The sequence below is a fragment of the Amycolatopsis sp. NPDC043889 genome (genome assembly GCF_056435645.1).
This window is the reverse complement of record NZ_JBWKEC010000018.1, coordinates 1-25,807: the sequence shown is the minus strand read 5'-3', so window position 1 is coordinate 25,807 and position 25,807 is coordinate 1. Positions and strand designations below refer to the sequence as shown.

31 protein-coding genes and 1 riboswitch are annotated in these 25,807 nt (G+C 69.2%); of the genes, 13 read left to right on the top strand and 18 right to left on the bottom strand.

Annotated elements, in window-relative coordinates; translation table 11 throughout:
• Positions 1-43 precede the first annotated feature (43 nt).
• Complete coding sequence (gcvP, locus tag AC0685_RS28075) at positions 44-2,923, bottom strand: aminomethyl-transferring glycine dehydrogenase (protein ID WP_478228270.1); 2,880 nt, start codon at positions 2,921-2,923, stop codon at positions 44-46.
• Positions 2,924-3,093: 170 nt separating this feature from the next.
• A riboswitch (glycine riboswitch) is annotated at positions 3,094-3,195 on the bottom strand.
• A 46-nt stretch (positions 3,196-3,241) separates the two neighbouring features.
• A complete protein-coding gene (locus tag AC0685_RS28070; protein WP_005150040.1) occupies positions 3,242-3,823 on the bottom strand; it encodes a MerR family transcriptional regulator in 582 nt (193 codons plus the stop codon).
• 297 nt (positions 3,824-4,120) lie between these two features.
• Here AC0685_RS28070 and AC0685_RS28065 point away from each other — a divergent pair, with 297 nt between their 5' ends.
• A complete protein-coding gene (locus AC0685_RS28065; protein WP_478228363.1) occupies positions 4,121-4,735 on the top strand; it encodes a TetR/AcrR family transcriptional regulator in 615 nt (204 codons plus the stop codon).
• A gap of 342 nt (positions 4,736-5,077) precedes the next feature.
• Here AC0685_RS28065 and AC0685_RS28060 read toward each other — a convergent pair whose 3' ends face one another.
• From AC0685_RS28060 to AC0685_RS28035, 6 genes are all read right to left on the bottom strand, one after another.
• Positions 5,078-5,551, bottom strand: coding sequence for a bifunctional nuclease family protein (locus AC0685_RS28060; RefSeq protein WP_005150031.1), 474 nt, complete (start codon positions 5,549-5,551; stop codon positions 5,078-5,080).
• A 219-nt stretch (positions 5,552-5,770) separates the two neighbouring features.
• Complete coding sequence (gene ftsR, locus AC0685_RS28055; protein WP_478228269.1) at positions 5,771-6,532, bottom strand: transcriptional regulator FtsR; 762 nt, start codon at positions 6,530-6,532, stop codon at positions 5,771-5,773.
• Positions 6,529-6,996 carry a glycogen accumulation regulator GarA gene (garA, locus tag AC0685_RS28050; RefSeq protein ID WP_005150023.1) on the bottom strand — a complete coding sequence of 156 codons (468 nt, stop codon included), beginning with the start codon at positions 6,994-6,996 and terminating at the stop codon, positions 6,529-6,531. The genes ftsR and garA overlap by 4 nt, the downstream gene beginning before the upstream one ends.
• A 125-nt stretch (positions 6,997-7,121) precedes the next feature.
• The gene (gene gcvH, locus AC0685_RS28045) at positions 7,122-7,505 is read right to left on the bottom strand and encodes a glycine cleavage system protein GcvH (RefSeq protein ID WP_005150021.1); all 384 of its coding nucleotides are present in this window, start codon (positions 7,503-7,505) and stop codon (positions 7,122-7,124) included.
• A gap of 63 nt (positions 7,506-7,568) precedes the next feature.
• The gene (gene clsA, locus AC0685_RS28040) at positions 7,569-8,204 is read right to left on the bottom strand and encodes a cardiolipin synthase ClsA (protein ID WP_478228268.1); all 636 of its coding nucleotides are present in this window, start codon (positions 8,202-8,204) and stop codon (positions 7,569-7,571) included.
• Positions 8,205-8,241: 37 nt separating this feature from the next.
• Complete coding sequence (locus AC0685_RS28035; RefSeq protein WP_478228267.1) at positions 8,242-8,475, bottom strand: hypothetical protein; 234 nt, start codon at positions 8,473-8,475, stop codon at positions 8,242-8,244.
• A gap of 307 nt (positions 8,476-8,782) precedes the next feature.
• Between AC0685_RS28035 and AC0685_RS28030 the strand changes: the two genes are divergently transcribed.
• Both AC0685_RS28030 and AC0685_RS28025 read left to right on the top strand, forming a co-directional pair.
• On the top strand, positions 8,783-9,292 hold the full coding sequence (locus tag AC0685_RS28030) for a hypothetical protein (RefSeq protein ID WP_478228266.1): 510 nt from the start codon (positions 8,783-8,785) through the stop codon (positions 9,290-9,292).
• Between the two features lie 23 nt (positions 9,293-9,315).
• The gene (locus AC0685_RS28025) at positions 9,316-9,696 is read left to right on the top strand and encodes a hypothetical protein (protein WP_125678293.1); all 381 of its coding nucleotides are present in this window, start codon (positions 9,316-9,318) and stop codon (positions 9,694-9,696) included.
• Between the two features lie 380 nt (positions 9,697-10,076).
• Here the strand turns inward: AC0685_RS28025 and AC0685_RS28020 are convergent, their stop codons facing one another.
• Entirely contained in the window at positions 10,077-11,012 is a 936-nt protein-coding gene (locus AC0685_RS28020; RefSeq protein WP_478228265.1) for a hypothetical protein, read from the bottom strand.
• A gap of 108 nt (positions 11,013-11,120) precedes the next feature.
• Here AC0685_RS28020 and AC0685_RS28015 point away from each other — a divergent pair, with 108 nt between their 5' ends.
• The 4 genes from AC0685_RS28015 to AC0685_RS28000 are packed head-to-tail and all read left to right on the top strand — an operon-like array spanning position 11,121 to position 14,885.
• The gene (locus tag AC0685_RS28015; protein ID WP_478228264.1) at positions 11,121-12,089 is read left to right on the top strand and encodes an adenylate cyclase; all 969 of its coding nucleotides are present in this window, start codon (positions 11,121-11,123) and stop codon (positions 12,087-12,089) included.
• A gap of 2 nt (positions 12,090-12,091) precedes the next feature.
• On the top strand, positions 12,092-13,066 hold the full coding sequence (locus tag AC0685_RS28010) for a hypothetical protein (RefSeq protein ID WP_478228263.1): 975 nt from the start codon (positions 12,092-12,094) through the stop codon (positions 13,064-13,066).
• Positions 13,063-14,256, top strand: a complete 1,194-nt coding sequence (locus AC0685_RS28005) for an adenylosuccinate synthetase (protein WP_478228262.1) — start codon at positions 13,063-13,065, stop codon at positions 14,254-14,256. The genes AC0685_RS28010 and AC0685_RS28005 overlap by 4 nt, the downstream gene beginning before the upstream one ends.
• The gene (locus AC0685_RS28000; RefSeq protein WP_478228261.1) at positions 14,253-14,885 is read left to right on the top strand and encodes an NUDIX domain-containing protein; all 633 of its coding nucleotides are present in this window, start codon (positions 14,253-14,255) and stop codon (positions 14,883-14,885) included. Before AC0685_RS28005 ends, AC0685_RS28000 begins: the two co-directional genes overlap by 4 nt.
• 5 nt (positions 14,886-14,890) lie before the next feature.
• Here the strand turns inward: AC0685_RS28000 and AC0685_RS27995 are convergent, their stop codons facing one another.
• From AC0685_RS27995 to AC0685_RS27985, 3 genes are all read right to left on the bottom strand, one after another.
• On the bottom strand, positions 14,891-15,649 hold the full coding sequence (locus tag AC0685_RS27995; RefSeq protein WP_478228260.1) for a D-Ala-D-Ala carboxypeptidase family metallohydrolase: 759 nt from the start codon (positions 15,647-15,649) through the stop codon (positions 14,891-14,893).
• A 258-nt stretch (positions 15,650-15,907) separates the two neighbouring features.
• Positions 15,908-17,611, bottom strand: coding sequence for an AMP-binding protein (locus tag AC0685_RS27990; RefSeq protein ID WP_478228259.1), 1,704 nt, complete (start codon positions 17,609-17,611; stop codon positions 15,908-15,910).
• A 40-nt stretch (positions 17,612-17,651) separates the two neighbouring features.
• A complete protein-coding gene (locus AC0685_RS27985; protein WP_478228258.1) occupies positions 17,652-18,494 on the bottom strand; it encodes a crotonase/enoyl-CoA hydratase family protein in 843 nt (280 codons plus the stop codon).
• Between the two features lie 128 nt (positions 18,495-18,622).
• Between AC0685_RS27985 and AC0685_RS27980 the strand changes: the two genes are divergently transcribed.
• Together AC0685_RS27980 and AC0685_RS27975 are read left to right on the top strand one after the other, a co-directional pair.
• Positions 18,623-19,510: an alpha/beta fold hydrolase gene (locus tag AC0685_RS27980; RefSeq protein ID WP_478228257.1), complete on the top strand. Its 888-nt coding sequence runs from the start codon at positions 18,623-18,625 to the stop codon at positions 19,508-19,510.
• Positions 19,500-20,060, top strand: a complete 561-nt coding sequence (locus AC0685_RS27975) for a GNAT family N-acetyltransferase (protein ID WP_478228256.1) — start codon at positions 19,500-19,502, stop codon at positions 20,058-20,060. Before AC0685_RS27980 ends, AC0685_RS27975 begins: the two co-directional genes overlap by 11 nt.
• Here AC0685_RS27975 and cobA read toward each other — a convergent pair.
• The 6 genes from cobA to rpmB form a co-directional block, all read right to left on the bottom strand.
• The gene (gene cobA / locus AC0685_RS27970; protein ID WP_478228255.1) at positions 20,048-21,265 is read right to left on the bottom strand and encodes a uroporphyrinogen-III C-methyltransferase; all 1,218 of its coding nucleotides are present in this window, start codon (positions 21,263-21,265) and stop codon (positions 20,048-20,050) included. The genes AC0685_RS27975 and cobA overlap by 13 nt on opposite strands.
• A 54-nt stretch (positions 21,266-21,319) precedes the next feature.
• Positions 21,320-21,727, bottom strand: a complete 408-nt coding sequence (locus AC0685_RS27965; RefSeq protein ID WP_478228254.1) for an ankyrin repeat domain-containing protein — start codon at positions 21,725-21,727, stop codon at positions 21,320-21,322.
• Between the two features lie 63 nt (positions 21,728-21,790).
• Complete coding sequence (gene rpsR, locus AC0685_RS27960; RefSeq protein WP_395878623.1) at positions 21,791-22,039, bottom strand: 30S ribosomal protein S18; 249 nt, start codon at positions 22,037-22,039, stop codon at positions 21,791-21,793.
• Positions 22,036-22,341: a 30S ribosomal protein S14 gene (gene rpsN / locus AC0685_RS27955; RefSeq protein ID WP_016334058.1), complete on the bottom strand. Its 306-nt coding sequence runs from the start codon at positions 22,339-22,341 to the stop codon at positions 22,036-22,038. The genes rpsR and rpsN overlap by 4 nt, the downstream gene beginning before the upstream one ends.
• Positions 22,341-22,508 (bottom strand): 50S ribosomal protein L33, encoded by a 168-nt coding sequence (gene rpmG, locus AC0685_RS27950; protein WP_005149953.1) that lies wholly within the window; start codon positions 22,506-22,508, stop codon positions 22,341-22,343. Before rpmG ends, rpsN begins: the two co-directional genes overlap by 1 nt.
• A complete protein-coding gene (gene rpmB, locus AC0685_RS27945) occupies positions 22,508-22,744 on the bottom strand; it encodes a 50S ribosomal protein L28 (protein ID WP_005149951.1) in 237 nt (78 codons plus the stop codon). The genes rpmG and rpmB overlap by 1 nt, the downstream gene beginning before the upstream one ends.
• 84 nt (positions 22,745-22,828) lie before the next feature.
• Here rpmB and mrf point away from each other — a divergent pair, with 84 nt between their 5' ends.
• From mrf to AC0685_RS27925, 4 genes are read left to right on the top strand one after another with little or no spacing between them, the layout of a single operon-like run.
• Positions 22,829-24,082: a ribosome hibernation factor-recruiting GTPase MRF gene (gene mrf, locus AC0685_RS27940; protein ID WP_478228253.1), complete on the top strand. Its 1,254-nt coding sequence runs from the start codon at positions 22,829-22,831 to the stop codon at positions 24,080-24,082.
• Positions 24,079-24,336, top strand: a complete 258-nt coding sequence (locus AC0685_RS27935; RefSeq protein WP_007032638.1) for a type B 50S ribosomal protein L31 — start codon at positions 24,079-24,081, stop codon at positions 24,334-24,336. The genes mrf and AC0685_RS27935 overlap by 4 nt, the downstream gene beginning before the upstream one ends.
• Positions 24,336-24,509, top strand: a complete 174-nt coding sequence (rpmF, locus tag AC0685_RS27930) for a 50S ribosomal protein L32 (protein WP_396561741.1) — start codon at positions 24,336-24,338, stop codon at positions 24,507-24,509. The genes AC0685_RS27935 and rpmF overlap by 1 nt, the downstream gene beginning before the upstream one ends.
• Positions 24,506-25,603, top strand: coding sequence for a GTP-binding protein (locus AC0685_RS27925; protein ID WP_478228252.1), 1,098 nt, complete (start codon positions 24,506-24,508; stop codon positions 25,601-25,603). Before rpmF ends, AC0685_RS27925 begins: the two co-directional genes overlap by 4 nt.
• The last annotated feature ends 204 nt before the right edge of the window (positions 25,604-25,807 follow it).

Below are 25,807 nucleotides of genomic sequence, written 5' to 3'. Positions count from 1 at the left end.
GCAGCGTATGCCAGTGAACCCGCGACCGCGATCGGGAGCGGGTTCAGGCGAAGGCCTCCGGTGGCGGGCAGGAGCAGACGAGGTTGCGGTCCCCCGCGGCCCCGTCGATCCGCCGCACCGGGGGCCAGATCTTCGACGCGGTGAACCCGGCCGGGAAGACCGCGATCTCCCTGCTGTACGGGCGATCCCACTCCCCAGCGAGGCAGCGCGCGGTGTGCGGGGCGTTGCGCAGCGGGCTTTCGGTCACCGGCCACTCCCCTGCGGCGACCTTCTCGATCTCGGCGCGGATCGCGATCATCGCGTCGCAGAACCGGTCGAGTTCGCCGAGGTCCTCACTCTCGGTGGGCTCGACCATGAGTGTCCCCGCGACCGGGAAGGACATCGTCGGCGCGTGGAGGCCATAGTCGGCCAGCCGTTTGGCGACGTCGTCGACCGTGACGCCGGTGCGTTTGGTGATCGCGCGGAGGTCGAGGATGCACTCGTGCGCCACGAGTCCCTCGTGCCCGGAGTACAGCACCGGATAATGCGCGGCGAGACGTTTCGCGACGTAGTTGGCGTTCGCGACCGCGGTCAGCGTCGCCCTCCGCAGGCCGTCGGCGCCCATCATCCGGACGTAGGCCCAGGAGATCGGCAGGATCGACGCGCTCCCCCACGGCGCGGCGCTGATCGGGCCTACGCCGGTGGCCGGGCCGGCGTCCGGTTGCAGCGGGTGGTTCGGCAGATACGGCGCCAGATGCGCGCGGACACCGATCGGGCCGATGCCCGGCCCGCCGCCACCGTGCGGGATGCAGAAGGTCTTGTGCAGGTTCAGATGGGAGACGTCGGCGCCGAACTTCCCGTACTGCGCGACTCCGATCAGCGCGTTCAGGTTCGCCCCGTCGACGTACACCTGACCGCCCGCGTCGTGCACCAGCGCGCAGACCTCGCGGACGGTGTCCTCGTAGACGCCGTGCGTCGAGGGATAGGTGATCATGATCGCGGCGAGGTCGTCCGCGTGCTCGTCCACAGTGGACCTGAGGTGGCCGAGGTCGATGTTGCCCTCGTCGTCGCATTTCACCACGGCCACGCGCATCCCCGCCATGACCGCGCTGGCGGCGTTCGTCCCGTGCGCGCTGGACGGGATCAGGCAGACGTCACGCGCCTCGTTCCCGCGCTCGCGGTGATAGGCGCGAATCGCCAGCAATCCGGCGAACTCGCCTTGGCTGCCGGCGTTCGGTTGCAGTGAGACCGCGTCGTAGCCGGTGATGCCGGCGAGCCACCGCTCCAGATCCTTCACGACGGTGAGCAGCCCTGCCGCGTCCTCGGCGGGCGCGAACGGGTGCAGGCCGGCGAACTCCGGCCAGGTGATCGGCTCCATTTCGGCCGTGGCGTTGAGTTTCATCGTGCAGGAGCCGAGCGGGATCATGCTCCGGTCGAGCGCGACGTCCTTGTCGGACAACGACCTCAGGTACCGGAGCAGTGCCGTCTCCGAGCGGTGTGCGTGGAAGACCGAATGCGTCAGGTAGTCGCTGGTGCGGCGCAGATCCGGCGGGAAACCGTCCGCGGTGTCCGCGTCGAGCGAGTCCACATCGGACACCGCGACCCCGAACGCCTTCCACACCAGGGAAAGGTGCTCACGGGACGTCGTCTCGTCGCAGGCGACGGCGACGTGGTCCGCGTCGACGAGCCGCAGGTTGACCCCGAGTTCCCGGGCGGTGCCGACGACCCCGGTCGCGCGGCCGGGGACGGCGACCATCACGGTGTCGAAGAACTCGCAGTGCACGACGTCGACACCGCTCTCGGCGAGTCCTGCCGCGAGCACGGTGGCCATCCGGTGCGCGCGGTTCGCGATGGCGCGCAGGCCTTCGGGACCGTGGTACACCGCGTACATCGACGCGATCACCGCCAGCAGCACCTGGGCGGTGCAGATGTTGCTCGTCGCCTTCTCGCGGCGGATGTGCTGCTCACGGGTCTGGAGCGCGAGCCGGTACGCCGGAGCGCCGTCGGCGTCCTTCGACACCCCGACCAGACGGCCGGGCAGCTGCCGTTCGAGACCCTGCCGAACCGCGAGGTACGCGGCGTGCGGCCCGCCGAAGCCCATCGGGACCCCGAACCGCTGCGTGGATCCGATCGCGACATCGGCGCCGAGCTCACCGGGCGACCGCAACAGGGTCAGCGCCAGCGGATCCGCGGCCATCACCACCGCCGCGCCCAGTGCCTTGGCCTCGGTGATCGTGTGGTCCCATTCGCGGACGACTCCCGACGCGCCCGGATACGACAGCAGCACCCCGAAGAAGTCGCCGCCCAGGCCCAGTCCGGTGATGCCCTGGGACAGATCCGCGGTCACCAGCTCGATGCCGAGCGGTTCGGCTCGGGTGCGCAGGACCTCGATCGTCTGCGGAAGGGTGTCCTCGTCGACCACGAACCGGTTCGACTTCGCCTTGCCCGCCCGGCGGACCAGCGTCATCGCTTCCGCCGCGGCGGTCGCCTCGTCCAGCATGGAGGCGTTGGCTATCGGCAGGCCGGTCAGATCGGCGACCATGGTCTGGAAGTTCAGCAGCGCTTCGAGGCGGCCCTGCGAGATCTCCGGCTGATACGGCGTGTAAGCGGTGTACCAGGCCGGGCTCTCCAGCACGTTCCGGCGGATCACCGGCGGGGTCACGGTGCCGTGGTAGCCGAGGCCGATCATCTGGACCATCGGCCGGTCGCGCGCGGCCAGCGCGCGGAGTTCGGCGAGCGCGCCGGTCTCGGTGGCGGGCGGCGGCAGATCCGGCGGTGTCGCGGACTCCCGCAGCGACGCGGGGACGGCCCGCTCGGCGAGCTCGTCCAGGGAAGCGACGCCGACGACGTCGAGGATGCGCGCGAGCTCCTCGGCGCCGGGACCGATGTGCCGGTCCGCGAAGGGGGTCCCGGATTCGAGAGCGGCCAGTGATACGGGCTCCATCGGGGACCTCCCAAGACGCGGGGGTGGGGCCGGGACGATTGTCCTGGCCCTCCCCACTCTGTCCGTACCCCCGAGGGGGCGCCTGAGAGTTTCGCCCGAGTGTTGAGCCGGGCTTGCACCGTCGGCGGGGCCGCCAGGCTGTGACCTGGCGAACCACTTTCCAGAGGCGTCTCTTCCGCGCGGTCCAGGGTGCCTGAGAGGTTCCGGGGAGGACTTGCTCCTTCGGCGCCGAGCTCAACGGTTATCGGCTCGGTCTCTCCCGCGCGGATTCGTCGACCGCGGAAGTGAGCCTACCCTGCCGCCCGCGCGGCTTCATGATCAGCCGGTGCGACGTGCGTTACGGCGCTGTGTGAGCTCGTCCGGCGTGACCGTTTCGATCACGCCGCCGTCGGCCCGCTCGGCCGGGAACTCGTGGATGGTGCCGCTGATCTCCTGCATCGCGCCGCTGACCGCGATCCCGAAGACACCTTGCCCGCCCTGGAGTAAATCGACGATCTCTTCGGGCGAGGTGCACTCGTAGACGGTGGTGCCGTCGGAGAACAGGGTGACCTTGGCGAGGTCACGGACGCCGCGCAGACGCAGGTGGTCGACGGCGACGCGGATGTTCTGCAGGGAGACACCGGTGTCCAGCAGCCGCTTGACGACCTTCAGGACGAGGATGTCCTTGAACGAGTAGAGCCGCTGCGAACCGGAGCCGTGCGCCGTGCGGATACTCGGCGCGACCAGCTTCGTGCGGGCCCAGTAGTCGAGCTGCCGGTAGGTGATCCCGGCGATCTGACAGGCGGCGGGGCCTCGGTAGCCGACGAGTTCGTCCGGGAGGGAAGAGTCGGGGAACAGCTCGCCCTGCTCGCCGTCAGCGACCGGAACGAGCGGCTCTTGAGGGCTACCAGCCTCGACCACGCCATGCCTCCCCTCGCCCGACCTGGCGGCCGGCGAACAAAGCCGCGCGGACCCACGTGAGTCCGCACCGGAGTTCCTCGTCAAGACGAATGCCCCAGACATCCGAATCACACCTTGGCGATTCACCTTCATTGACGGTAAGCGCGTCCGGCAAAGCGGTCAACGCGACGCGCGGGCCACCTCAAGCTCTTCTTGAGGCTTGTCGAGCACGGTCCCCCATTCGGCCGCATGGTTGCCACTTTTACTCAGCCGTGTTATTTTTTACTCATGCAAGTAACTCCCTCCACTCAGAGCGCCATGCAAGAGGTCCAGGCGGAGCTGGGGCTGTCGGTCGCCGAGGCGGCCAGGCGGGCCCAGATCATCGGAGCCACGATCGCGACGATCTCCGACCTCGGCTACCACAAGACGTCGTTCGCGAAGATCAAGGAGCGGGCCGGGCTGTCCAGCACCCGGATCATCTCGTACCACTTCACCAACAAGGCAGGCCTGATGCAGGCCGTGGTCACCACCGCGACCGGGATGAAGGACAAGTTCCTCGAGGAGCGGATCCAGGGCACGACCGACCGGGCCGGGCTGCTGCGCGGCTACATCGAGTCGGAGATCGCGTTCCTGGGCTCGTACCCGGAACTGGTGCGGGTCATGGTCGAGATGGGCTCGAGCGGCTCGGACGCCGAGGGCTGGTTCATGTCGGCACCGCTGGTCGAGGAGTTCCGGACCGGCAGGCTCGAACGTCAGCTCCGGCAGGGGCAGCAGGAAGGCGCTTTCGGCGAGTTCGCGCCGGACGTGATGGCGCTGTCGATCGCGCAGGCCATCGACGGTGTCGCGGCGAAGTTCGCGACGGATCCGAAACTGGACCTGGAGCGGTACGGGCGGGAACTGGCGGACCTGTTCGTCAAGGCGACCGCCGCCTGACTGGGTCGCGTGAGTCGCGAGTGCGAGGCGAAGGGCACCTTTCGGTCCGCCTGAGGTCGGCTCGCCCCGATCGGAGAAGTCCGTGAAGGCCTCCTTGCCTACCCTGAAGGTAGTGAAGGAGGCCCTCACGGTCGCCGTGACCGGACGTTGGCCCCAGGTGCACCAACAGTCACAGCAACCGCGCGTGAAGGACCCCTTTCTTCGGCTCAGCCGAGGAAAGGGGTCCTTCACGTACTTGAGGCGCGGCCGGCCGCCGCGCCACGCATTCAGAGGACTAAACGCACGCACGAAGAAGGGCGGCGCCACCGGCACCGCCCCTTCGCGCGGAATCCCAGGATGTGATCAGGTGTCGGCGCCGCGGAAGTCCTCCGGCGAGACCGAGTCGAGGAACTCGCGGAACTTCTCGACCTCGTCCTCCTGCTCGTCGGGGATGATGAGACCCGCTTCCTCCAGCACCGCGTCCACGGCGTGGATGGGCACTCCCACCCGCAGCGCCAGCGCCACCGAATCGCTCGGTCGCGCCGAAACCCGGATGTCCCCGTCGAAGACCAGTTCCGCGAAGAACGTGCCTTCCTTCAGATCGGTGATGACGACCTGTTCCAGCTCACGGCCCAACGCTCCGATGACCTCCTTCAGCAGGTCATGGGTGAGCGGACGGGCCGGGCGGACTCCCTGCTGCTCCAAGGCGATGGCGGTGGCCTCGACCGAGCCGATCCAGATCGGCAGGTAACGCTCGCCTTCGGTTTCCCGCAGCAACAAGATCGGCTGATTCGCGGGTAGCTCCACCCGCACGCCGACGACGCGCATCTCGCTCATCGGGCTTCGCCTCCCTCTCGTGCGCACGGGCTGCAACGCTTGTCTCGACGACCAAGCGACGGTAGTCCCGACGCTACCCGTCTTCCGAGCGCTGTGCTCGCTGTCTCCGACATTCTCGGTTCGCCCGTGGCAAACCCGACTCTCACGGTACGGCATAGGGTGCCGAACATTCAGGCATTGACAAGTGACCGCACAACCGCTCCCGGCCCCCGAAGCCGTTCAACCGCCCGTGACAGCCCGTATTCCGGCCTTCACCAAGAGCGTGTGCAACGCCACGGTCAAGGCGGCCAGCTCCCGGACGACCTCGTCACCCCTCGCCTGGGCGTCCTCGTCACGATGCCGATACACCGGGGTCACGATCTGCTCCAGCAGGCCGACCTCGCGGTCGGCCGCGGCCCGGAAGGCACGCAGATGTCTCGGCTCTATACCGAATTCGGTCATCGCCTTCACGGTCTTCGCCACGAGCACCGCGTCCGGGTCGAAGAACCCCGCCGCCCCGGGGCGGACGAGACCGTATTGCCGCAGCTCAGCCAGGGTGGCGGCGTCGATGCCGGCCTGGCGGAGCAGATCTTCCTCGGTCAGCCTGATCTCGCGGTCGGTCTCGAAGTCCCCCGGGGACGGCAGTCCGCCGTTCTCCCCGGGGGCGTCGAGTGACACGAGTTTCCGCGGCAGCCGCGGCATCGCCGCCGAGGGCGCGGCGCCCTGATCCGCCGCGTCCAACTGTTCCTTGATGACCTTCAGCGGGAGGTAGTGATCCCGCTGGGCGGAAAGGACGAACCGCAACCGCTCCACGTCCGCCGAAGCGAACTGCCGGTACCCCGACGGGGTCCGGCCCGGCTGGACCAGACCCTCCGCCTCGAGGAACCGGATCTTGGAGATGGTGACATCGGGAAAGTCGCCGCGCAGCTGTGCCAGCACGGCTCCGATGCTCAACCCATCGCGCTGCGACGCGTCCCGATCAGGCCGCCCGGCCGCCGTCACCGTGCCCCCTGGCCCCCGTGACCCGGGCCGGTCAGGAAGACCAGGCGGAACTTGCCGATCTGCACCTCGTCGCCACCGGCGAGGACGGCCTGGTCGACCGGCTCGCGGTTGACGTAGGTGCCGTTGAGGCTGCCGACGTCGATGACGACGAACTCGCCACCCTCACGGCGGAACTCGGCGTGCCGCCGGGAGACCGTGACGTCGTCGAGGAAGATGTCGCTGTCCGGGTGCCGTCCCGCGCTGGTGGTGTCGCGGTCCAGCAGGAAGCGCGAACCCGCGTTCGGACCCCGCTTGACGACCAGCAGCGCGGAACCCGCGGGCAGCGCGTCCACACCCTGGACGGGGGCCTCGGCAGCCGGAGGAGCCTCAGTGCCTTCGACGTCGGCCAGGAAGTCGGCCCGGAAGACAGAAGTCCGCTCCGGAGACTGCTCCGGGGGAACGCCGGGCCCGTCGTTCGTGCTCACCTGAGCTCTCCTAACGCATGTGTGTTGCCACTACTCAAGAACGTGTGGAGGTCAAACGTACCGTGCCTGATCGAATCTCCGGCCCGCGGCTCCCCCTACTCTTCCCGAAGGGCCGCGGCCTGCGGCTATTCCTTGATCAGGGCCTGGTACGCCTCGGCCTCCAGCAGGGATTCCACCGAGCTCGCGTCGTCGAGACGGAGCTCGATCAGCCAGCCCTCGCCGTAGGGGTCGCTGTTGATCAGCTCGGGCGACTCGGTCACCGCGTCGTTGACCGCGACCACCTCGCCGTCGAGCGGGGCGAACAGCTCCGAAACGCTCTTGGTCGACTCGACCTCGCCGAACGCGTCGCCCGAACCGACCTGCTTGCCGACCTCGGGCAGTTCGACGAACACCACGTCACCGAGCTGGTCCTGGGCGTACTCCGTGATGCCCACGCGCACGAGCCCTCCGTCGCGCACGGAGACCCACTCGTGTTCCTCGGTGTACCGCAGTTCTTCTGGAGTGGACAACGCCGCTCCCCTTTCTGACGCCCTCGCTCGAAACCGACGCGCGCAGTTTCGCATCCCGCCGGGTCACGCGCCCGGCGCCTCCCGCAACCCGACGGGTCCGGCCGGTCGTAGCGCCCGTGCGGTCTGGACGACGTACAGCACGCCCGAATAGACGTACAGGACCGCACCCCACGCCGTGAAGGCGTAGCCGATCGGCCTGGCGATCGCGGCGATGCCGGAACCGCCCTGGGTGAGCAGCAGGAACGGGAAGGCGTACATCAGCACGAAAGTGGCGCCCTTGCCGATGTAGGTGACCTCCGGCGGGGCGAAGCCGCGGTGCCGGAGCAGCAACACGCAGACGCCCAGTACCGCCTCGCGGACGACCAGCGGAACCACCAGCCACCACGGGATGATGTCGCGGATCAGGAAGGCGATGAGGGTCGCGAGGATGTAGAGCCGGTCGGCGGCGGGGTCGAGCAGCTGGCCGAGCCGCGACATCTGGTTGAGCCAGCGGGCGAGTTTGCCGTCGAGCCAGTCGGTGAGCGCGCTGAACACGAGCAGCGCGAGCGCCCAGCCGTCCTCCTTCGGGCCGAGGAGCAGCCACAGGAAGACCGGCACCCCGGCGAGCCGGAGGATCGAAAGCATGTTGGGAACGTTCAAGGCCTGCCGCAGCAGGGAAGGCTCTTCGCCGGTCACGCTCGGTTCGGGGGGCGTACTCACCCGCTCAGCCTATCCAGCGGCGGCAGGTCCTCCCCCGTCAGCTGGCCCGGGTGTGGGTCCAGCCGCGGCGTTGCAGGTCCGCGCTGGTCAGCGCCACGGGCCTGCCTCGGTGGTCGGTGCCCATCCAGCGGTTGTGGCCGGCGGAGGTCTCGAGGACGTACGGGCGGCCACCACACCAGACGACGGTGCACGGCGCCGTCGGTGGCAGCTCCGCGCTCGCCGGCGCGGCGGCCTGGGGTGACGCGGGGTCGGTCTGTTCGTCGGTCTTCATCACTCTCACGGTTTCGTGACGGGGACTGGGACACGCCGGAGCGCTACCTTTGTTTTCGGCAGAACGGGTCCGCGCGTTAACGGATCCGGCATGGATTCGTCCGATCGGTTCGCGACGACAGCAGGATGTTGTCGCGCTGTGAACGGCATGTTAATCGTCCACAATGGACAGTCGGTGGGCGGTCCTCGCGTACCGCGGCGGCGGGGTCGCGATAGCCTCCCGCGAATCGAACGTGGCTCAATGCCACGGCATCGGGCCCGGCCGGGTCAGAATGAGCCGGCCACGACCGGCCGACGAAAGGATCGCCTTGCGCGTCTCGACCACCACGGGAACGTGGCGGCGCCTGTTCGCGGCCTGCGCCGTCACCGGAACGCTCGCCGCCTGTTCGGGCGAAGATCCGCCACCGCCTGTCACCTCGATGTCGGTCTCGCCGCCCTCGCTCCCCACAGCGGTGTCCAGCGTGCCGGTGCCGCCGATCCCGTCGCGGACCCCGCCGAGTCCCTCCGCCGCCCCGCCTCCCACTTCCCAGCCGAAATCCGCTGAACCGGTTCAGGGTTCGTGCGGAACGGTCACCGCGGCCAGCGGGCTGACCCTCCAGGTGCTCAACGGCCCCGGCGTCTCGTGCGCGGACGCGACCGGGATCGTCGGTTCGTTCCACCAGAGGATCGCCGGACGGCAGTCCGCGGGCTCGGACGAACCGGTCAGCGAGACCGTGGACGGCTGGCTGTGCGTCTCCGGCGCCCCCGCCGCGCAAGGCGGCACCAGTTGCAGCAAAGGCGAACAGAACGTGTTCGCCGCCGTCGTCCCCGTCGAATGAACCATCCTCGAGAAGAAGGGCCCATGAAGAGCCTCGCCGTGCTCCCCGCCGCGTTCGCCGTCGTCCTGCTGAGCGGTTGCGGCGCCGATCCCGCTCCCGCGGCCGCGCCGCCGCCCTCCCCCGCCCCCACGGCCGACCAGGTCCTGGCCGGTACGCCGTGTGGCGAGGTCACCGGGTTCCAGGGCGCGAAGAACAAGGTCGTCGTGCGCGGGAAGGCCGAGTGCGCCGAAGCGACGCAGGTGCTCACGGACTACTTCGCCAAGCTGACGCCCGCCGAGGCGGCGTCACCGCAAGGGCCCGGCCCCGTGGTGGTCGGGGCTTGGACGTGCGGGAGCGGGCCGAACGATCCGGTGACGAGTTGTTCGACCGAAGACGAGCGCCAGATCGAAGCGACCCGCTCCTGAGCCTCAGTCGCCCCAGTTGGCCGTACATGGTGCAGGCCTCGAACCTCTGTCCTGGTTTCGAGAACCCGCCGTCCCGCGACACGTCACCTTGCCGCAGTCGGCGGTTTTGCCCACCAGGGCCGTGCCGCCCTGCTTGCCACCGGAGAGAAGGTCGCGCAAGGCGAGGCCGAAACCGGACAGATCGTCACCCTTCACGAACTCGAAGGTGTGTCGATGGGCGCGGTACCGGCGCCGGTTTCCGTCTGAGGTACATGAAGGTCGAGTTTCCTCGGCTCAGCCGAGGGAAGGGTCCTTCACCCGCGGCCGCTGTGGCTGCTCGCGTACCTGGGAAAGGCCTCCGGGTTTCCGCGCCTTTTCCGACACACGAGTCCTTTCGTCGTTCACTGGAGCCTCAGCAGGACTTCGTGTTCGAGTTTGCCGACGAGAAGGTACTCGGGCCGATATCCGGGCGGGACCACGAAACAGACGAGACCCGTGGTGCCGCCGAAAGCGCCGGGAGCGCCCGCGCAGTCCTTGACCCGCTCCGGCTCACCGTGTTCGTCGGCCGACAGTTCCAGCGGCGTGTCGCCGAGGCGGGACGCCTCGATCCGCAAGGTGAGGACGTGGAATCCGCTCAACCACGCCTCGGCTCCCTCGGGCGGCCCGGTCCTGCTGTCGAGCACCCGCACGGCCGCCTCCCCGGATACGGCGGTCTGCCCACGGGCGAACACCGGCGGCGGTCCCCATAAGTCGCGACGGTGTTCCCAGAGATTCGGGACGGGGTCGGCCGCCTCACGGTAGGCCTTCCCGCCGAAGCCGACCGGCGTCAGGACCACTAACGCGGCGAAGGCCAGCCCGGCCAGGAACGGCAGGGACTTCCACGCGATCCCCGGTCTCGCCACTCTGACCAGCACGATGGCCGCGAGCGCCAGGAGCGCCCAGCCGAGGGACATCGCCGTGATCTTCTCCCACGGATGGTGGGCTTCCACGACGTCGGCGGCCCCGCGCACGGACAGAACCCGGTCCGTCACCGACGAAAGCCGGGCGACCACCGGATCAGCGAGGCCGAACGCGTCTCTTGTCGGCACTTCGATCGCGCGGCCGTCTTCGGTGATCGCCAGAACCTCGTAGGAGGTACGCGGGCCGTGCTGTCCTTCGGTGGTCGTGGAGTTCGTTTCGGAGATCACCGCGCGCACATCGTAGGTGCCGGCCAATCCTTCGACGGCCCATCGTCCGGCGAAGGCCGCGACTGAACCCCAGACGATCCCGATCACGAACGCGATGATCATCGCGTTCGTGCGCTGCCCGTCTTTCCGATCCAGTTCGAAGAAGACCACCAACACCCCCTGTCCGGCTCGCCCAGCCTATGGGCCGAGGCCGCCGCACGGCACGGGATTTGTACCCACCCCTTGCGATCCGAAGTAAGAGTCATCTAGACTCAAACTATGCTCACCAGGGAAGACGCCGTGAAGGCGGTCGAGAACGCGGTCGACGCGGCCGCTCTGTTCGCCCGCCATCGCTACCGCGAACTGGCGGCCGCGCTCCACCCCGACCGCAACCCCGGCGACGAGCGCGCCCACCGGGCCGCCGCCACCCTCAACCGACTCCACGACGACTGGAAACGCGCCCGGCGCCAGACCGTCACCACGGCGACGTCGGAGTACACCCTCATCTCGCCGCACGCGGTGGGCAGTGTCGCCACGACGTATCGGACCACCGGGCCACACCTGGTGAAACTCGTCCGCGACCCGGCGCTCAATCCGCTGATCCACGCCGAATGGGACGCGTTGCGCGCGCTCGACGGCTTCACCGAACGGCACCGGTGGCTGCGCCCCTACTACCCGCGGCTGCTGGACACTTCCGGTCCGGTGGCCAGAGGTGACCGCGCGTTCAGCGTCCTCGATCCGCTCGTCGACGGTTTCGTCACCCTCGCCGATATCGGGAAAGCCTTCCCCGGCGGGCTCGACGGCCGCGACTACGCGTGGATGCACCGCCGCCTCCTGCGTGCCGTGGCGGGCGCGCACCGGGCGGGTGTCGTCCACGGCCACCTCACCGCGGACAACGTGCTCGTCCATCCCGGACAGCACGGCATCGTCGTCGTCGGCTGGTCCTTCGCCGTCGAAGACGGTGTGCTCCCGCTGGCGGCGGACAAGTCCGTCGAGTACCCGCCGGAAGTCCACAAAGGACTACCGGTGACCGCGGCCACCGACGTCCACATGCTCCACCGCATGATGCTGGAACTCCTGGCACCGAACGAAACCCGCCAACGCGAATTCGCGACCTGGTGCACACAGGAAGCCCCGGCACAACGACCCGACGCCGCCGACCTGCTCGACGAGTACGACGCGCTGCTCGACGACCTGTACGGCCCCCGCACCTTCCGCCCCTTCACCATCCCCGAGACAGGAGCCTGACCATGGGACACGGACACTGGGACGACAACGCCTACGCCGCCGCGAAGACTTTCCGGCGGGCCAAGGGCGAGGACGACTTCGGCTACACCGCCGATCTGCGCTCCAAGCCCGCGAAAGACTGGAAGGTCGCGCCCGCGCTCGACCCGCTGAACGCCGTCCGGGAATGCCGGGATTCGGCCGACCACACCGATTCGACGCCGATCGCGGTGCTGTTCGACGTCACCGGTTCGATGCGCCGGGTGCCGCGGGTCATGCAGGGCAAGCTCGGCAAACTGCACGGCCTGCTGAAGCGCCGGGGCTACCTGGCCGACCCGCAGGTGATGTTCGGCGCGATCGGTGACGCCGACAGCGACCGGGTCCCGCTGCAGGTCGGGCAGTTCGAATCGGACAACCGGATGGACGAGCAGCTGCGCACGATCTTCCTCGAAGGCGGTGGCGGCGGGCAGAAGAGCGAGTCCTACGAGCTGGCCGCCTACTTCATGGCCCGGCACGTCGTGACCGACGCGTGGCAGAACCGCGGCCGCAAGGGCTATCTGTTCATCATCGGCGACGAGCTGAACAAGCCCGCGCTGGAGGCGCGCCACATCCGCCGGGTGATCGGGGACGACGTACGGGAGGACATCGACCCGGCCTCGGTGTACCGGGAGCTGGCCCGCAAGTGGCACGTCTTCTTCGTACTGCCGAACCAGTCGTCGTACTACAACGACCCGGAGATCGGCGAACACTGGAGCGGCCTGCTCGGCCAGAACTTCCTGAAGCTCGACGATCCCGGCGCGGTGTGCGAACTGATCGCGGCCACCATCGGGCTGGAAGAGCGGGTCGTCGACGTCGACCGTGCGCTCGCCGATCTCGCGGACGTCGGCTCGGTCGCCGAAAGCAAGGCGGTCGGCAAGGCGCTGGCGAAGCTGGGCACCAAGACGGTCGTCACGTCGGCGGTGCCCGAGGCCGAGGGGCCGAGCGACGTGGTGCTGCGATGAGTCTCCTGGACGGTCACGTGGTGGTGGTCGGGCTCGGCTTCGGCGACGAAGGCAAGGGCGCGGTTGTCGACGCGCTCTGCGCCGACCGGCCCACCACCGCCGTGGTCCGCTTCAACGGGGGCGCGCAGGCCGCGCACAACGTCGTCGTGGACGGGCGGCACCACACGTTCAGCCAGTTCGGGGCGGGCACGTTCGCCGGCGTGCCCACCCATCTGTCGCGGTTCGTGCTGGTCGAGCCGTTCGCGCTGGCCGCCGAAGCGCGGCGGCTGGAAGCGGCAGGTGTCCGGAATCCGCTCTCGCTGCTGAGTGTGGACGGCCAGGCCCTGCTCACCACCCCGTTCCACATCCACGCCAACCGGGCAAGGGAGGAGGCCCGGGGCGTGAACCGGCACGGCTCGTGCGGGAAGGGCATCGGCGAGACCGTCTGGTACTCGCTGCTGCCCGGGGCCGAGCCGGGTGACGTGGTGGAGAGCCAGGAGGTGATCGGGACGCCGGGGGAAGCGCCCACGGTCGCCGACTGCGCCCGGCCGTCGGTGTTGCGGCGCAAGCTGGACGCGCTCGCGCGGTTCTATGCCCCGCTCGCCACACCACCGCACGGCGTGGACGAACTGGTGGCGCTGTACCGCGATTTCGCGGACGCGGTGCGGATCACCGACGGGGACGAAACGGGACGGCTGGCGGATTCCGGGCGGCTGGTGTTCGAGGGAGCGCAGGGGGCTCTCCTCGACCAGCACCACGGGTTCCATCCGCACACGACCTGGTCGACCACCACGCCGCACAACGCCCGCGCACTGCTGGGCGGGCGCCCGCACGCCGTCCTGGGTGTCACGCGGACGTACCTCACCCGGCACGGCGCGGGACCGCTGCCGACCGAGTCCGCCGCCGTGCTCGCCCGCTTTCCGGAGGCGCACAACGAAACCGGCGAATTCCAGGGCGCGTGGCGGGCGGGTCATCTCGACGCGGCCCTGCTCGATTACGCGATCGCGGCCTGCGACGGCGTCGACGCGCTCGCGGTGACCCACCTCGACGCGACCGGGCTGGCGGTCGTCCCCAAGGACGGCTCTCCCGCCGTCGACCTGACGGATCCGCTGGCGTGGTTCGGTGCGCGGCTGCCGGTGGCCGTCACCGGGTACGGCCCGGACAGGGCCGGTTACCGGGTCGCGGAGGCAAGGTCGACAATCTACGCGTGATCGAGTCGACGCCGGTGTCCGTTGACGTGCTCGTGGTGCGGTTCGCCCCCGGCACCAGGAACGTGCTGCTGGGAATCGCGCCACGAGCCGCCGAGCCCTTCGCGGGAGAACTCGCCCTGCCAGGGGTGCTGCTCGGGCTCGGGGAACGGCTGAGGGAGGCGGCGCACCGGGCGGTGGCCGGCAAACTCGGCCTGCCGTCCGACGCGCTCTCGGCGACCGGGCAGCTCGCCACCTTCGACGAGCCGAACCGTGATCCCCGCGGTCCCACGCTCTCCATCGCCTTGTGGGCAACGGTGGATCCCGCGCTCGACGAGCCGGGGAACGTGGTGTGGGTTCCGCTGGACGAGGTCCCTCCGCTGGCGTTCGACCACGACCGGATCGTGGCGGACTGCCGCCCGATGCTGGCCGAACGGCTGTGGCGGGACGTCGCGTTCACCGCCGGGCTGCTGGGGCCGATCTTCACGACGGCGCAGGCGCTGGACGTCACCGAAGCGCTGACCGGGGACCGCCCCTATCCGGCCAACCTCGGCCGGACCATGGAGCGGGTCCCCGGTTTGCGGCGCACCACCGAACACGCGGCCGCCCTCCCCAAGGGAGGACGGCCGCCGTCGCTGTGGCGCTGGGAATGACGAGGTCAGATCCCGCAGGAGGAGGCCGACCAGAACCGCGTCGACCGGTGTGCCACGTGGGTGTGATCGTTGTGGCCGGGGTAGCCCGGCCCGAGGATCTCCGCGAACCCGTGGTTACGGGCCTGCTTCGCCAATCCGCAGAAGCCCTGCGAGCCGGCACCGAGATCGACGGCGTCACCGTAGAGATGACGGCTGTTGGTCGCGCCGCCGACCGCGTTGTTGCAGGCGACGCTGCGGAAGCCGCCGTTGACGTCGATCGGCCGGTCGCCCATGGCGTGCCGCATCGCCTGCAGCTTCCACATCGAGACCAGCGCGTTGGCTTTCGCCGTCGCCGGTGTGACGTTGCCGCCCGACCAGTCTGAGTTGCACCGGTTCAGTTCCGCGTAGGTGAAGTTGATCGGCGTGCAGTCGTCGTCCTGCAACGCGTAGAGCTTCGAGAACGTGGCCGAACCGGCGATGCCGTCCGCGGCCAGCCCGTACGCCTGCTGGAAGCGGGTGACCGCGGCCTTGGTCCCCGCGCCGAACTGGCCGTCGAGGGCGAGCACACCACCGTAACCGGGGTACCCGGCCACGCGGATCTGCAGTTGCCGGACGTCTTCACCGGACGCGCCTTCCGACAACGTGCGTCCCCAGGAGTAACAGGCGTCGGCGACGGACACTTCGCCCGCCGTCACCGGGCCCGGATCGGCGGCGGCCGGAGTGGCCACCGCGGTACCGAGCCCGGCCACCAGGGCGAGCATCGGCAGGAGGAAACGAATGCGCATGACAGGAACACCTTTCAAGCAGGGAAGGTGAGACCCGTGACCCCCACGGGTTGTCAACGATTCACTGCCGAGGATGCTAACGCGGTTCCGGTTACCGCGCTGTGGGTCGTTCGACCCACACGCCCAAGCCGGAACTCGCGTGCTTGAAGACGTGACTCGCGTGCTTGGAGGCGGAACACTCCGGGCCGGGCGAGTTCCGTGTCCAAGCACGCGAGTTCCGGCTCCGAACACGCGAGTTCGGAGTTCGGGGCCGGGGCGTCAGCCCTTCAGCTGAGGGAAGTCCTCCTCGCGGAACTCCCCCGCCGGGCGCCCGTCGGCTTCGTTTTCGCGTCCGCGCAGTTCGACCCGCCGGATCTTGCCGGAGATCGTCTTCGGCAGTTCGGTGAACTCCAGCCGCCGGATTCGCTTGTACGGCGCCAAATGCTCCCGGCAGAAAGCCAGGATGGACACCGCGGTGTCTGCCGTGGGCTCGTGCCCGTTCGTCAGGACGACGTAGGCCTTCGGCACCGCGAGCCGGATCGGGTCCGGCGCCGGGACGACCGCCGCTTCGGCGACCGCCTCGTGTTCCAGCAGGACACTTTCCAGCTCGAATGGCGAGATCCGGTAGTCCGACGCCTTGAAGACATCGTCCGTGCGGCCCACGTAGGTGATGTAGCCGCGTTCGTCGATCGATCCGACGTCCCCGGTGTGGTAGAAGCCGTTCGCGAAGGCCGCGGCGGAACGTTCCTCGTCGTCCGCGTATCCGGCCATCAGGCCGACCGGTCGCTTCTCGAGGTCGAGGCAGATCTCGCCCTCCTGCGCGCGTTCGCCGGTGACGGGGTCCACGAGCGCCACGGTGAAGCCCGGCAACGGGCGGCCCATCGACCCCGGCACGACGTCCTGCCCGGGCGTGTTGGCGATCTGGACGCTGCTCTCCGTCTGGCCGAAACCGTCGCGAATCGTTACGCCCCAAGCCTTTTCGACCTGGTCGATCACTTCGGGGTTGAGCGGTTCGCCCGCGCCGACCACCTTGCGCGGCGGCGTCTTCAGCACGGTCAGATCCGCTTGGATGAGCATCCGCCACACCGTCGGCGGGGCACAGAAACTGGTGATGCCGCACCGGTCCATCTGCGCCATCAAGGAGACCGCGTCGAACCGCGCGTAGTTGTGGAGGAACACCGTCGCCTCGGCGTTCCACGGCGCGAAAACGTTGCTCCACGCGTGTTTCGCCCAACCGGGCGACGAGATGTTGAGGTGGACGTCGCCCGGTTCGAGGCCGATCCAGTACATTGTGGACAGATGGCCGACCGGGTACGAGACCTGCGTGTGCTGCACGAGTTTCGGCTTCGCGGTGGTCCCCGAGGTGAAGTACAGCAGGAGCGGGTCTTCCGCCGCCGTCGGGCCGTCGGGCGTGAAGATGTCCGCTTCCTCGTAGGCGTCCACGAAGGACCGCCAGCCCTCGACCGGTTCACCGACGGCGATGCGCGTGTAGCCGCCCTCGACGTTCTCGAACTTGTGCGCGTCGACGGACCGGATCACCACGTGTTTCGCCGCGCCCCGCCCGACCCGGTCGGTGAGGTCCGCCGGGCCGAGCAGCGTCGAGGCCGGGATGATGACGGCGCCCAGTTTGATCGCGGCGAGAATCGTCTGCCACAGCTCGCCCTGGTTGCCGAGCATCAGGATCAGCCGGTCGCCCCTGGCCACGCCGAGTGAGCGCAGCCAGTTCGCGACCTGGTTGGACCGCCGCGCCATCTCCGGATAGGTCCAGCGGTTCTCGATGCCGTCCTCTTCGACGATCCACAGCGCGTACCGGTCCCGGTTGGCCGGGTCGGCCGCGACGACGTCGAACCAGTCCAGCGCCCAGTTGAACTCGGCGGGCCGGGGCCAGGTGAAGTCGCGATAGGCGGTCTCGTAGTCCTCGCGATGGGCCTGCAGGTAGTCCCGTGCCTCGCGGAACGTGCGGTATGCCTCCGAAGCGCTCACGATCGTCCTCCTGGTCCGCCGATAGGGCCGCCGGTTCTTTTTACTCCCCCTTGAACTCGGGCGCGCGGCGCTCGAGGAACGCCTGGACGGCCTCGCCGAGGTCCTTGCTGGGCAGGAACGCCGCGTTCCAGGCCGAGACGTAACGCAGGCCGTCCGCGACCTGGCGTTCGGTGTTGGCCGAGAGCACGTTCTTGGTGCCCTGCACGACCAGCGGCGGGTTCGTGGCGATCTCCGCCGCCAGCTTGCGAGCTTCGGCCAGCAAGGTGTCCTGATCCGCGTGGACGTCGTTGACCAGGCCGATCTTCTCGGCGCGGGCGGCGTCGATGTCCTTGCCGGTCAGGGCCAGTTCGCGCAGGTGTCCCTCGCCGATGATCGGCGCGAGCCGCTGCAGGCTGCCGAGGTCGGCCACGATCGCGACCTTGACCTCGCGCACGCTGAACTTCGCGTCGGCGCTCGCCAGGCGGATGTCCGCGGCCGCGATCACGTCGACACCACCGCCGATGCACCAGCCGGAAATGGCCGCGATGACCGGTTTGCGGCATTCCGCGACCGAGGACACGCTCGCCTGGAGGGTCTTGACCTCGTCGAGGAACTTCGAACGCGGGCCCGCGAGGGCGTCGCCGCCGAGCATTTCGCCCCAGCTGGGCATCATGGCGGGCAGGTCGAGCCCATAGGAGAAGTGCTTGCCGCTCCCGGTCAGCACGACCGCCCTGACCTGCGGGTCCGCGTCGAGCGCACGGAAGACGATCGGCAGCTCTCGCCAGAAATCGGGGCCCATCGCGTTGCCCTTGGACGGACCGAGCAGCGTCACTTCGGCGACGTGCCCGTCGATGTCCACCTTGAGCGAAACGAGATCGGGAAGACTGTCAGCTGTAGCGGTCATGGGGTCATCTTGACTCATGTGATTGACAGGCTGCCAACGGCCACTGTGCCCGGCCGCCCCTGAGATGCTTTCCTGGTACCAGCGAGTACTACCGGTGAGTACCGACGATCGACGAAGGACGGTGGGATATGAGCCCGGCCAGCAGCGCCACCGCGGTCGCCGACCTGCCCGCTCCGAGCACCACGCGCGGGCACGAACGATCCTCCCGGCCGATCGAGCTGTCGGGATCCTTCACCTATGAGGGTCACCGGCTCGCCTACACCGAGTTCGGCTCCGGCGACCGGGTGGTCGTCCTAACCCACGGCATCATGCTGACGAGGCGGATGCACGCTCCGCTCGCCCGCAGGCTGGCGCGGGCCGGTTTCCGCGCGGTGACCCTCGACCTGCTCGGTCACGGCGATTCGGACCGGCCCACCGACTCGTGGCTGTACTCGATGCCCGCATTCGCGGAGCAGACCGTCGCGCTGCTCGACCACCTTGAAATCGACGCCGCCGTCATCGGCGGGACGTCCCTGGGCGCCAACGTCGCGCTCGAAGTAGGCGTCGCCGCCCCCGAGCGCGCGCTGGGCCTGGTCGTCGAGATGCCCGTGCTGGACAACGCGATCGTCGCGGGACTGATCACCTTCGCGCCGCTGCTCATGGCCGCCCGGTTCCTGCCGGTGACCGTGCAGGGCGTGGCGCTGGCGGCGAAACTCGTGCCGCACGGCAACCAGTGGGTCGACGTCGTCACCGACACGCTGTCCCAGGAGCCCGCGCCGATGGCCGCGCTTCTGCACGGCGTGCTCTTCGGCCGGATCGCGCCGCCCAAGTCGATCCGGCGGAAGATCGAGACCCCGGCGCTGGTCATCGGGCACGAGCGCGATCCGATCCACCCCTTCGGCGACGCCGACACACTGGCCGCGGACATGCCGGCGGCCGAGTTCGTCCAGGCCCGCAGCCCGGTCGAGTTGCGCTTCGACCCGACCCGCCTGACCGAAGCCATCATGGACTTCTCCGCGCGCTGCCATGACCGCTGAGCCGGCCCCGCCCCGGGACGCGGGCGCCGAAGAACTGCGGACCGGGCGGCTGATCCTGCGCCGGCCGGGCCCCGAAGATCTCGACGCGATCTTCGCCCTCCACACCGATCCGGAGGCCTGCGCGCACAACCCCTCGGACCTGCTGGACACGCGCAAGGAGGCGGAGCTTCTGCTGCTCCGCTGGTCGCATCAGTGGAACCGGTACGGCTTCGGGTACTGGACGATCCGGCGGCACGACTCGGCGGAACCGCTGGGCTTCTGCGGGGTGAAGATCGTCGGCTTCCGGCGACGCCCAGTCCTGAACCTCTTCTACCGCTTCTTCCCCTCGTCCTGGGGTTCCGGCTACGCCAGTGAGGCCGCCGCAGCGGCGGTGGACTGGACCCGTGTCCACCGGCCGGACGACCTCGTGATCGCCCGCGTCCGGCCGGAGAACGTGGCGTCGCAGCGGGTGGCGCTGCGAGCCGGCCTCGTCCGGGCGGAGCACCTCGACTCCCCCGGCGAGGACGGGACCGACTGGTTCTACGTCTCGGACCCCGGCTACGAGGGCTGAGCCAACCCCGCCACCGGGCCGAAGACGATCACCGCGGGGGGCCGCACCCCGGCCGTGGCGGCGTCTTCGACCACCTTGTCCAAAGTGGAACGAAGAACCCGCTGCGTGCGCATGGTGCCGTCCTCGACGATCGCCACCGGCGTGTCGCCCGGGCGCCCGGCCTGGAGCGCCTTCGCGAACAGCGGGAGCCGCTCGACGCCCATCATCAGCACGATCGTGCCGCGCATCTTCGCCAGCAGATCCCAGTCCACCAGCGACTTCTCGTCGTCCGGCGCGACGTGACCGGACACCACGACGACCTCGTGGGCGACGCCGCGGTGGGTCACCGGGACGTCCGCCGCGGCGGGGACGGAGAACGCGCTCGTGATGCCGGGGACCATCGTCACCGGGATACCCGCTTCGGCACAGGCGAGGACTTCTTCGAAGCCGCGGCCGAACAGGTACGGGTCGCCGCCCTTGAGCCGCACGACGAACTTGCCCGCCTTGGCCCGCTCGATCAGCGTGGAGTTGATCACGTCCTGGCTGGCGGCGCGGCCGTACGGGATCTTCGCGGCGTCGACGATCTCCACGTGGGGCGAGAGTTCGTCGAGCAGTTCGCGCGGAGCCAGCCGGTCGGCGACGACGACGTCGGCCCTGGCGAGCAGGCGGCGGCCGCGGACGGTGATCAGTTCCGGGTCGCCGGGGCCACCGCCCACGAGGGCGACACCCGGGAGGTCACCGTGGACGTCCGGGACGCGGCCGTCGGCGACGGTGCCGGCGCGGAGGCCGTCGAGGATGCTGTCCCGGACGGTGGCCGACCGCAGCGGCTCGCCGCCGGAGAGCACGCCGACCAGCAGCCCGCCGTGCCTGCCCGAGGCCGGGGTGACCGCGCTGCCGAGGTCCCCGTCGTCGGCGCGGACGCAGAACACCCGCGCGCGTTCTGCCTCGGCGCACACGGCGGCGTTGACCTCGGGATCGTTCGTGCACGCCAGCGCGTACCAGGCGTCGGCGAGGTCGCCCTCGGCGTAGCGGCGCTCGTGCCAGACGATCTCGCCTGCGTCGGCCATGGCGCTCACCGACGGCGTGGTGTGCGGCGAGACCAGTTCGACCCGCGCGCCGGCACTGATCAACCGCGGCAGGCGGCGCTGGGCGACCGTCCCGCCACCGATCATCACGACACGACGGCCGGCCAGGTCGAGGCCGGAGAGGTAATGCGGGTCATCCATGCGGGGCAGTGTAAGGATTCAGAGCCCCTGACCGCGATCCGAGTGAGAACCGCCTCAGCTCTCCAGCAGGGCCAGCAGCTCGGTGTTGCCGAACATCCTGGCCGCGTCGATCGCCGACGGCTCCCCCGCCGTGGCGACCGCGCCGCCCTTCAGGAGCGCCTTCACGACCTCGGGCTCGTTCTTGAACACCGCGCCGGCCAGCGGGCTCTGCCCACGGTCGTTCTCGCGGTTCGGATCGGCGCCGCGTTCGATCAGCGCCGCGACGGTCTCGGCGTGACCGTGGTAGGCGGCGAGCATGACCAGCGTGTCGCCCCGGTCGTTGGTCAGGTTCGCCGGGATGCCGGCGTCGACGTACGCGACGATCTCGGCCGTCGCGCCCGAGCGGGCGAAGCCGAACACCTTGGCCCACAACTCCAGCAGTTCGGGATCGAATTCCTCGGCCTGTCCGGGGTTCTCCGTCATGCGGCCGATTCTTCCACAGGAACGCGGTCCGGGCGGCGGGCCGCACCGCCCGGACCGGCGGCGTCAGCGCCCCGCGTTGGGGTAGGGCAGCAACGCCATCTCGCGGGCGTTCTTGATCGCCGTGGCGACCTGTTTCTGCTGCTGGGGCGTCAGCCCGGTGACCCGGCGGGCGCGGATCTTGCCGCGGTCGGAGATGAACTTCCGCAGCAGATCGACGTCCTTCCAGTCGACCTCGGTGATCTTGTTGGCGTGCAAGAGGTTCGTCTTGCGTTTGAAGGGACGGTCGCGGTTCGGCTTGCCCATCGCGCTCACCAGCTCGACTTCGTCACGCCGGGCAGTTCGCCGTTGTGCGCCATCTGCCGCATCCGGACCCGCGAGAGCCCGAACTTCCGCAGGTAGCCGCGAGGGCGGCCGTCCGCGGCGTCGCGATTGCGGATCCGGGTCGCGCTGGCGTCCCGCGGCATCGCCTGCAGGGCCGACACGGCGGCCGCCTTCTCCTCCGGCGACGCCGAGGGCGAGGCGATGGTGGCCTTCAGCTCGCGACGACGTTCCACGTAGCGGGCGGCGACGACCTTGCGCTGTTCGTTCTTGGCGATCTTGGACTTCTTGGCCATCAGCGCTCCTCCTTGAACTCGACGTGCTTGCGCGCGACCGGGTCGTACTTGCGCAGCACCATGCGGTCCGGGTCGTTGCGGCGGTTCTTCTTCGTGACGTAGGTGTAGCCGGTGCCGGCGGTCGAGCGGAGCTTGATGATCGGCCGGATGTCGGTGCTCTTGGCCATCAGAGCTTCACCCCTTTCGCACGGAGCTCGGCCACGACGGCCTCGATCCCCCGCTTGTCGATGGTCTTCATGCCCTTCACCGAGACCCGCAGGCGGACCCAGCGTCCTTCGCTCGGCACGAAGTACCGCTTGGCCTGCAGGTTCGGCTCCCAGCGCCGGGACGTGCGCCGATGCGAATGCGACACCTGCTTCCCATAGCCCGGTTTGCGGCCGGTGACCTGGCACACGGCGGACATATACCCTCCCAAGTTGATATCGGTTGTCGTTTTCATTTACTCTACACAGCCGAACCAGAACGCCCTCGACGCCCCGGAGCTTCAGTGACCGACAACCCCCGTGTGCCCCTCGTCCTGATCAGTGGCCTCGCACCGGGACCGAACGCCGATCTCGCCGAGCGGCTGCGCCTCGCCGAACCCGGCACCGCCGTCGTGCATCACGACCTGAGGCAGATTCACTCCGGAGTGGTCCGGCGCCGGATCCGGCTCGGCGACCGCGACCAGCTGACGGTTCTCGAACTGGCGCACGGCTGCGTTTCGTGCACGCTGCGCGAAGACCTGTTGCCGTTGCTGCGCAAGCTCTCCCAGATGCCGCAGGTGCGGCGGATCGTGGTGCGGCTCGACGAGGCGATGGAGCCCGAGCCGGTCAGCTGGGCACTGCACAACGTTCTCGTCGGTGAGCGTCCGGTGATCGAAGACGTCGACCTGCGGGCCGTGCTGACGGTCGTCGACTGCGCGGGTTGGCTGGCCGACAGCACCGGCGACGACACGCTGGCCGAACGGAGCCTGCGGGCCAGCCCAGAGGACGAACGCACCGTCGCTCAGGTCGCGCTGTCCCAGGTCGAGTTCGCCGACCTGCTCGTCCTCGCCGGCGCGGCGGCCGACGCGTGGTCCGCGGCGAAGGCTTCGGCCGTGCTCGACCGCGTCGCGCCGTCGATCCCGCGCGTCGACCTGTCCTCTGTGGACGGGAAGACCCTGCTCGACGCCGTCCCGTCCGACGCCCGACGCGGCGAGGTCACCGACATGCACGGACCGCTGCTGCGCGGCCAGCCGCCGTTGCACACCGACTGCGGCATCGGGCTCCTCACCTTCACGTCGCAGCGCCCGTTCCACCCGGAACGCCTCCACGACGCGATCGACGTTCTGCTCGACGGCGTCGTCCGCACCCGGGGTCGGCTCTGGGTGGCGAGCCATCCCGACATGGCGCTGTGGATCGAGTCCGCGGGCGGCGGCCTCGGCGTCGGGCACGCCGGACCGTGGCTCGCCGCCCCGGACGGTCCGGACTGGGCCGCTGTCTCCCCCGAGCGCCGCACCCTCGCCTCCCTGCGCTGGGACCCGCTGTTCGGCGACCGCGCGCAGGAACTGGTCGTCGTCACCGATCAGGCCACCCCGGACGAGATCGAAGCCGCCTTGAACGGGGCGTTGCTGACCGAGGAGGAACTCGCCGCAGGTGAGCAGGAATGGCTCCGTTACCCGGATCCGTTCGGCGAATGGCACGAAGAACCGTGCGAGGACACGGAAACCGACCCCGAGAAGCACGACGTGAACACGTCGAACCGAAAGGACGAAACGCAGTGAAACCGGGAATCCACCCCGACTACCACCCCGTGGTGTTCAAGGACCTCTCCACCGGGGACGCCTTCCTGACGCGCTCCACCGCCACCTCGGACCAGACCATCGAGTGGAGCGACGGCAACACCTATCCGGTGGTGAACGTCGAGATCAGCTCGTGGTCGCACCCGTTCTGGACCGGAAACCAGCGGATCATGGACAGCGCCGGCCAGGTCGAGAAGTTCCACCGCCGCTACGGACGACGCGGAGGATCGAAGTAATGGCCGTCCCGAAGCGCAAGATGTCGCGCAGCAACACCCGGTCCCGGCGTTCGCAGTGGAAGGCGGCTGTGCCGGATCTGGTGCCGATCAAGGTGAACGGTGAGACGAAACTCGTGCCGCGCAAGCTGATGAAGCACTTCTTTAATGAACACGGCCATCAGGGTGGGGCGTGACGACGCCCGTCACGGTGCTGTCCGGATTCCTCGGGGCGGGCAAGACGACCGTGCTCAACCACGTGCTCGCCAACCGCGACGGGCTGCGGGTGGCGGTGATCGTGAACGACATGAGCGAGGTCAACATCGACGCCGCGCTGGTGCGGGACGGGAACAGCCTGTCCCGCACCGAGGAACGGCTCGTCGAGATGACCAACGGCTGCATCTGCTGCACCCTGCGCGACGACCTGCTGGAAGAGGTCTCGCGGCTGTGCGAGGACGGCCGGTTCGACTACCTGCTCATCGAATCGAGCGGCATCTCCGAGCCGATGCCCGTGGCGGCGACGTTCTCCTTCGCCCGTGAGGACGGCGCCACCCTGCTGGACTCCGCGCGGCTCGACACGATGGTGACCGTGGTCGACGCGGTGAACTTCGAGCGGGAACTGGCGGCCGGGGACGCGCTGACCGAACGCGGGCTGGACCAGTACGACGGGGACGAGCGGACGGTCAGCGACCTGCTGATGGACCAGATCGAGTTCGCGGACGTCCTCCTGCTGAACAAGGCGGACCTGGTTCCGGCCGCCTCGCTCGAACGGCTGACGTCGGTGCTGCGTCGGCTCAACCCGGCCGCCGACGTCGTCGTCTCGACCCACGGCCGGGTGCCGCTCGGCCGGGTGCTCGGTACCGGGCGTTACGACGTCGAGCGGGCGCAGGAGGCACCAGGCTGGGTGGCGGAACTCAACGGCGATCACGTTCCGGAGACGGAGGAGTACGGGATCTCCAGCGTGGTCTTCCGCGCCGAGGTCGCTTTCGATCCGGAGCGGCTGTGGGACTTCGTCGGGCGGCTCGATTCCGGGGAGTTCGGGACGGTCTTGCGGTCGAAGGGGTTCTTCTCGCTGGCGTCGCGGCCCGGGGTGACCGGGCTGTGGTCGCAGGCGGGTTCGGTCGCCCGGTTCGAACCGCAGGGTGTCGAGGAGGTGCCTCGGCAGGAGCTCGTGTTCATCGGCGTGGGGCTGGAGGAGGACGCCCTGCTGGACTCGCTCCGGTCTTGCCTGGCCGCCGGTTCGGCCGGAGCGGATCCATTCCCGGAGTGGGAAGCGTTGCACGTCCACTGAAGTCGTGAGTGGCCCGAGTGTCCACAGGGGACGCTTCCGGGCCACCGAATGCCCGATTTAGGCACGTATGCACAGTTCCATCAGGGGGTCGTGAGTGATAAAGAGGGTTCTAGCCTCGATCTTGCATGGGGTTCTGTGAGTTCGTCGGGATTGCTGCTGTGGTCGGGTTTTCGGTTGAAAGTCTTGCTGTGGGCAGGGTTGTGA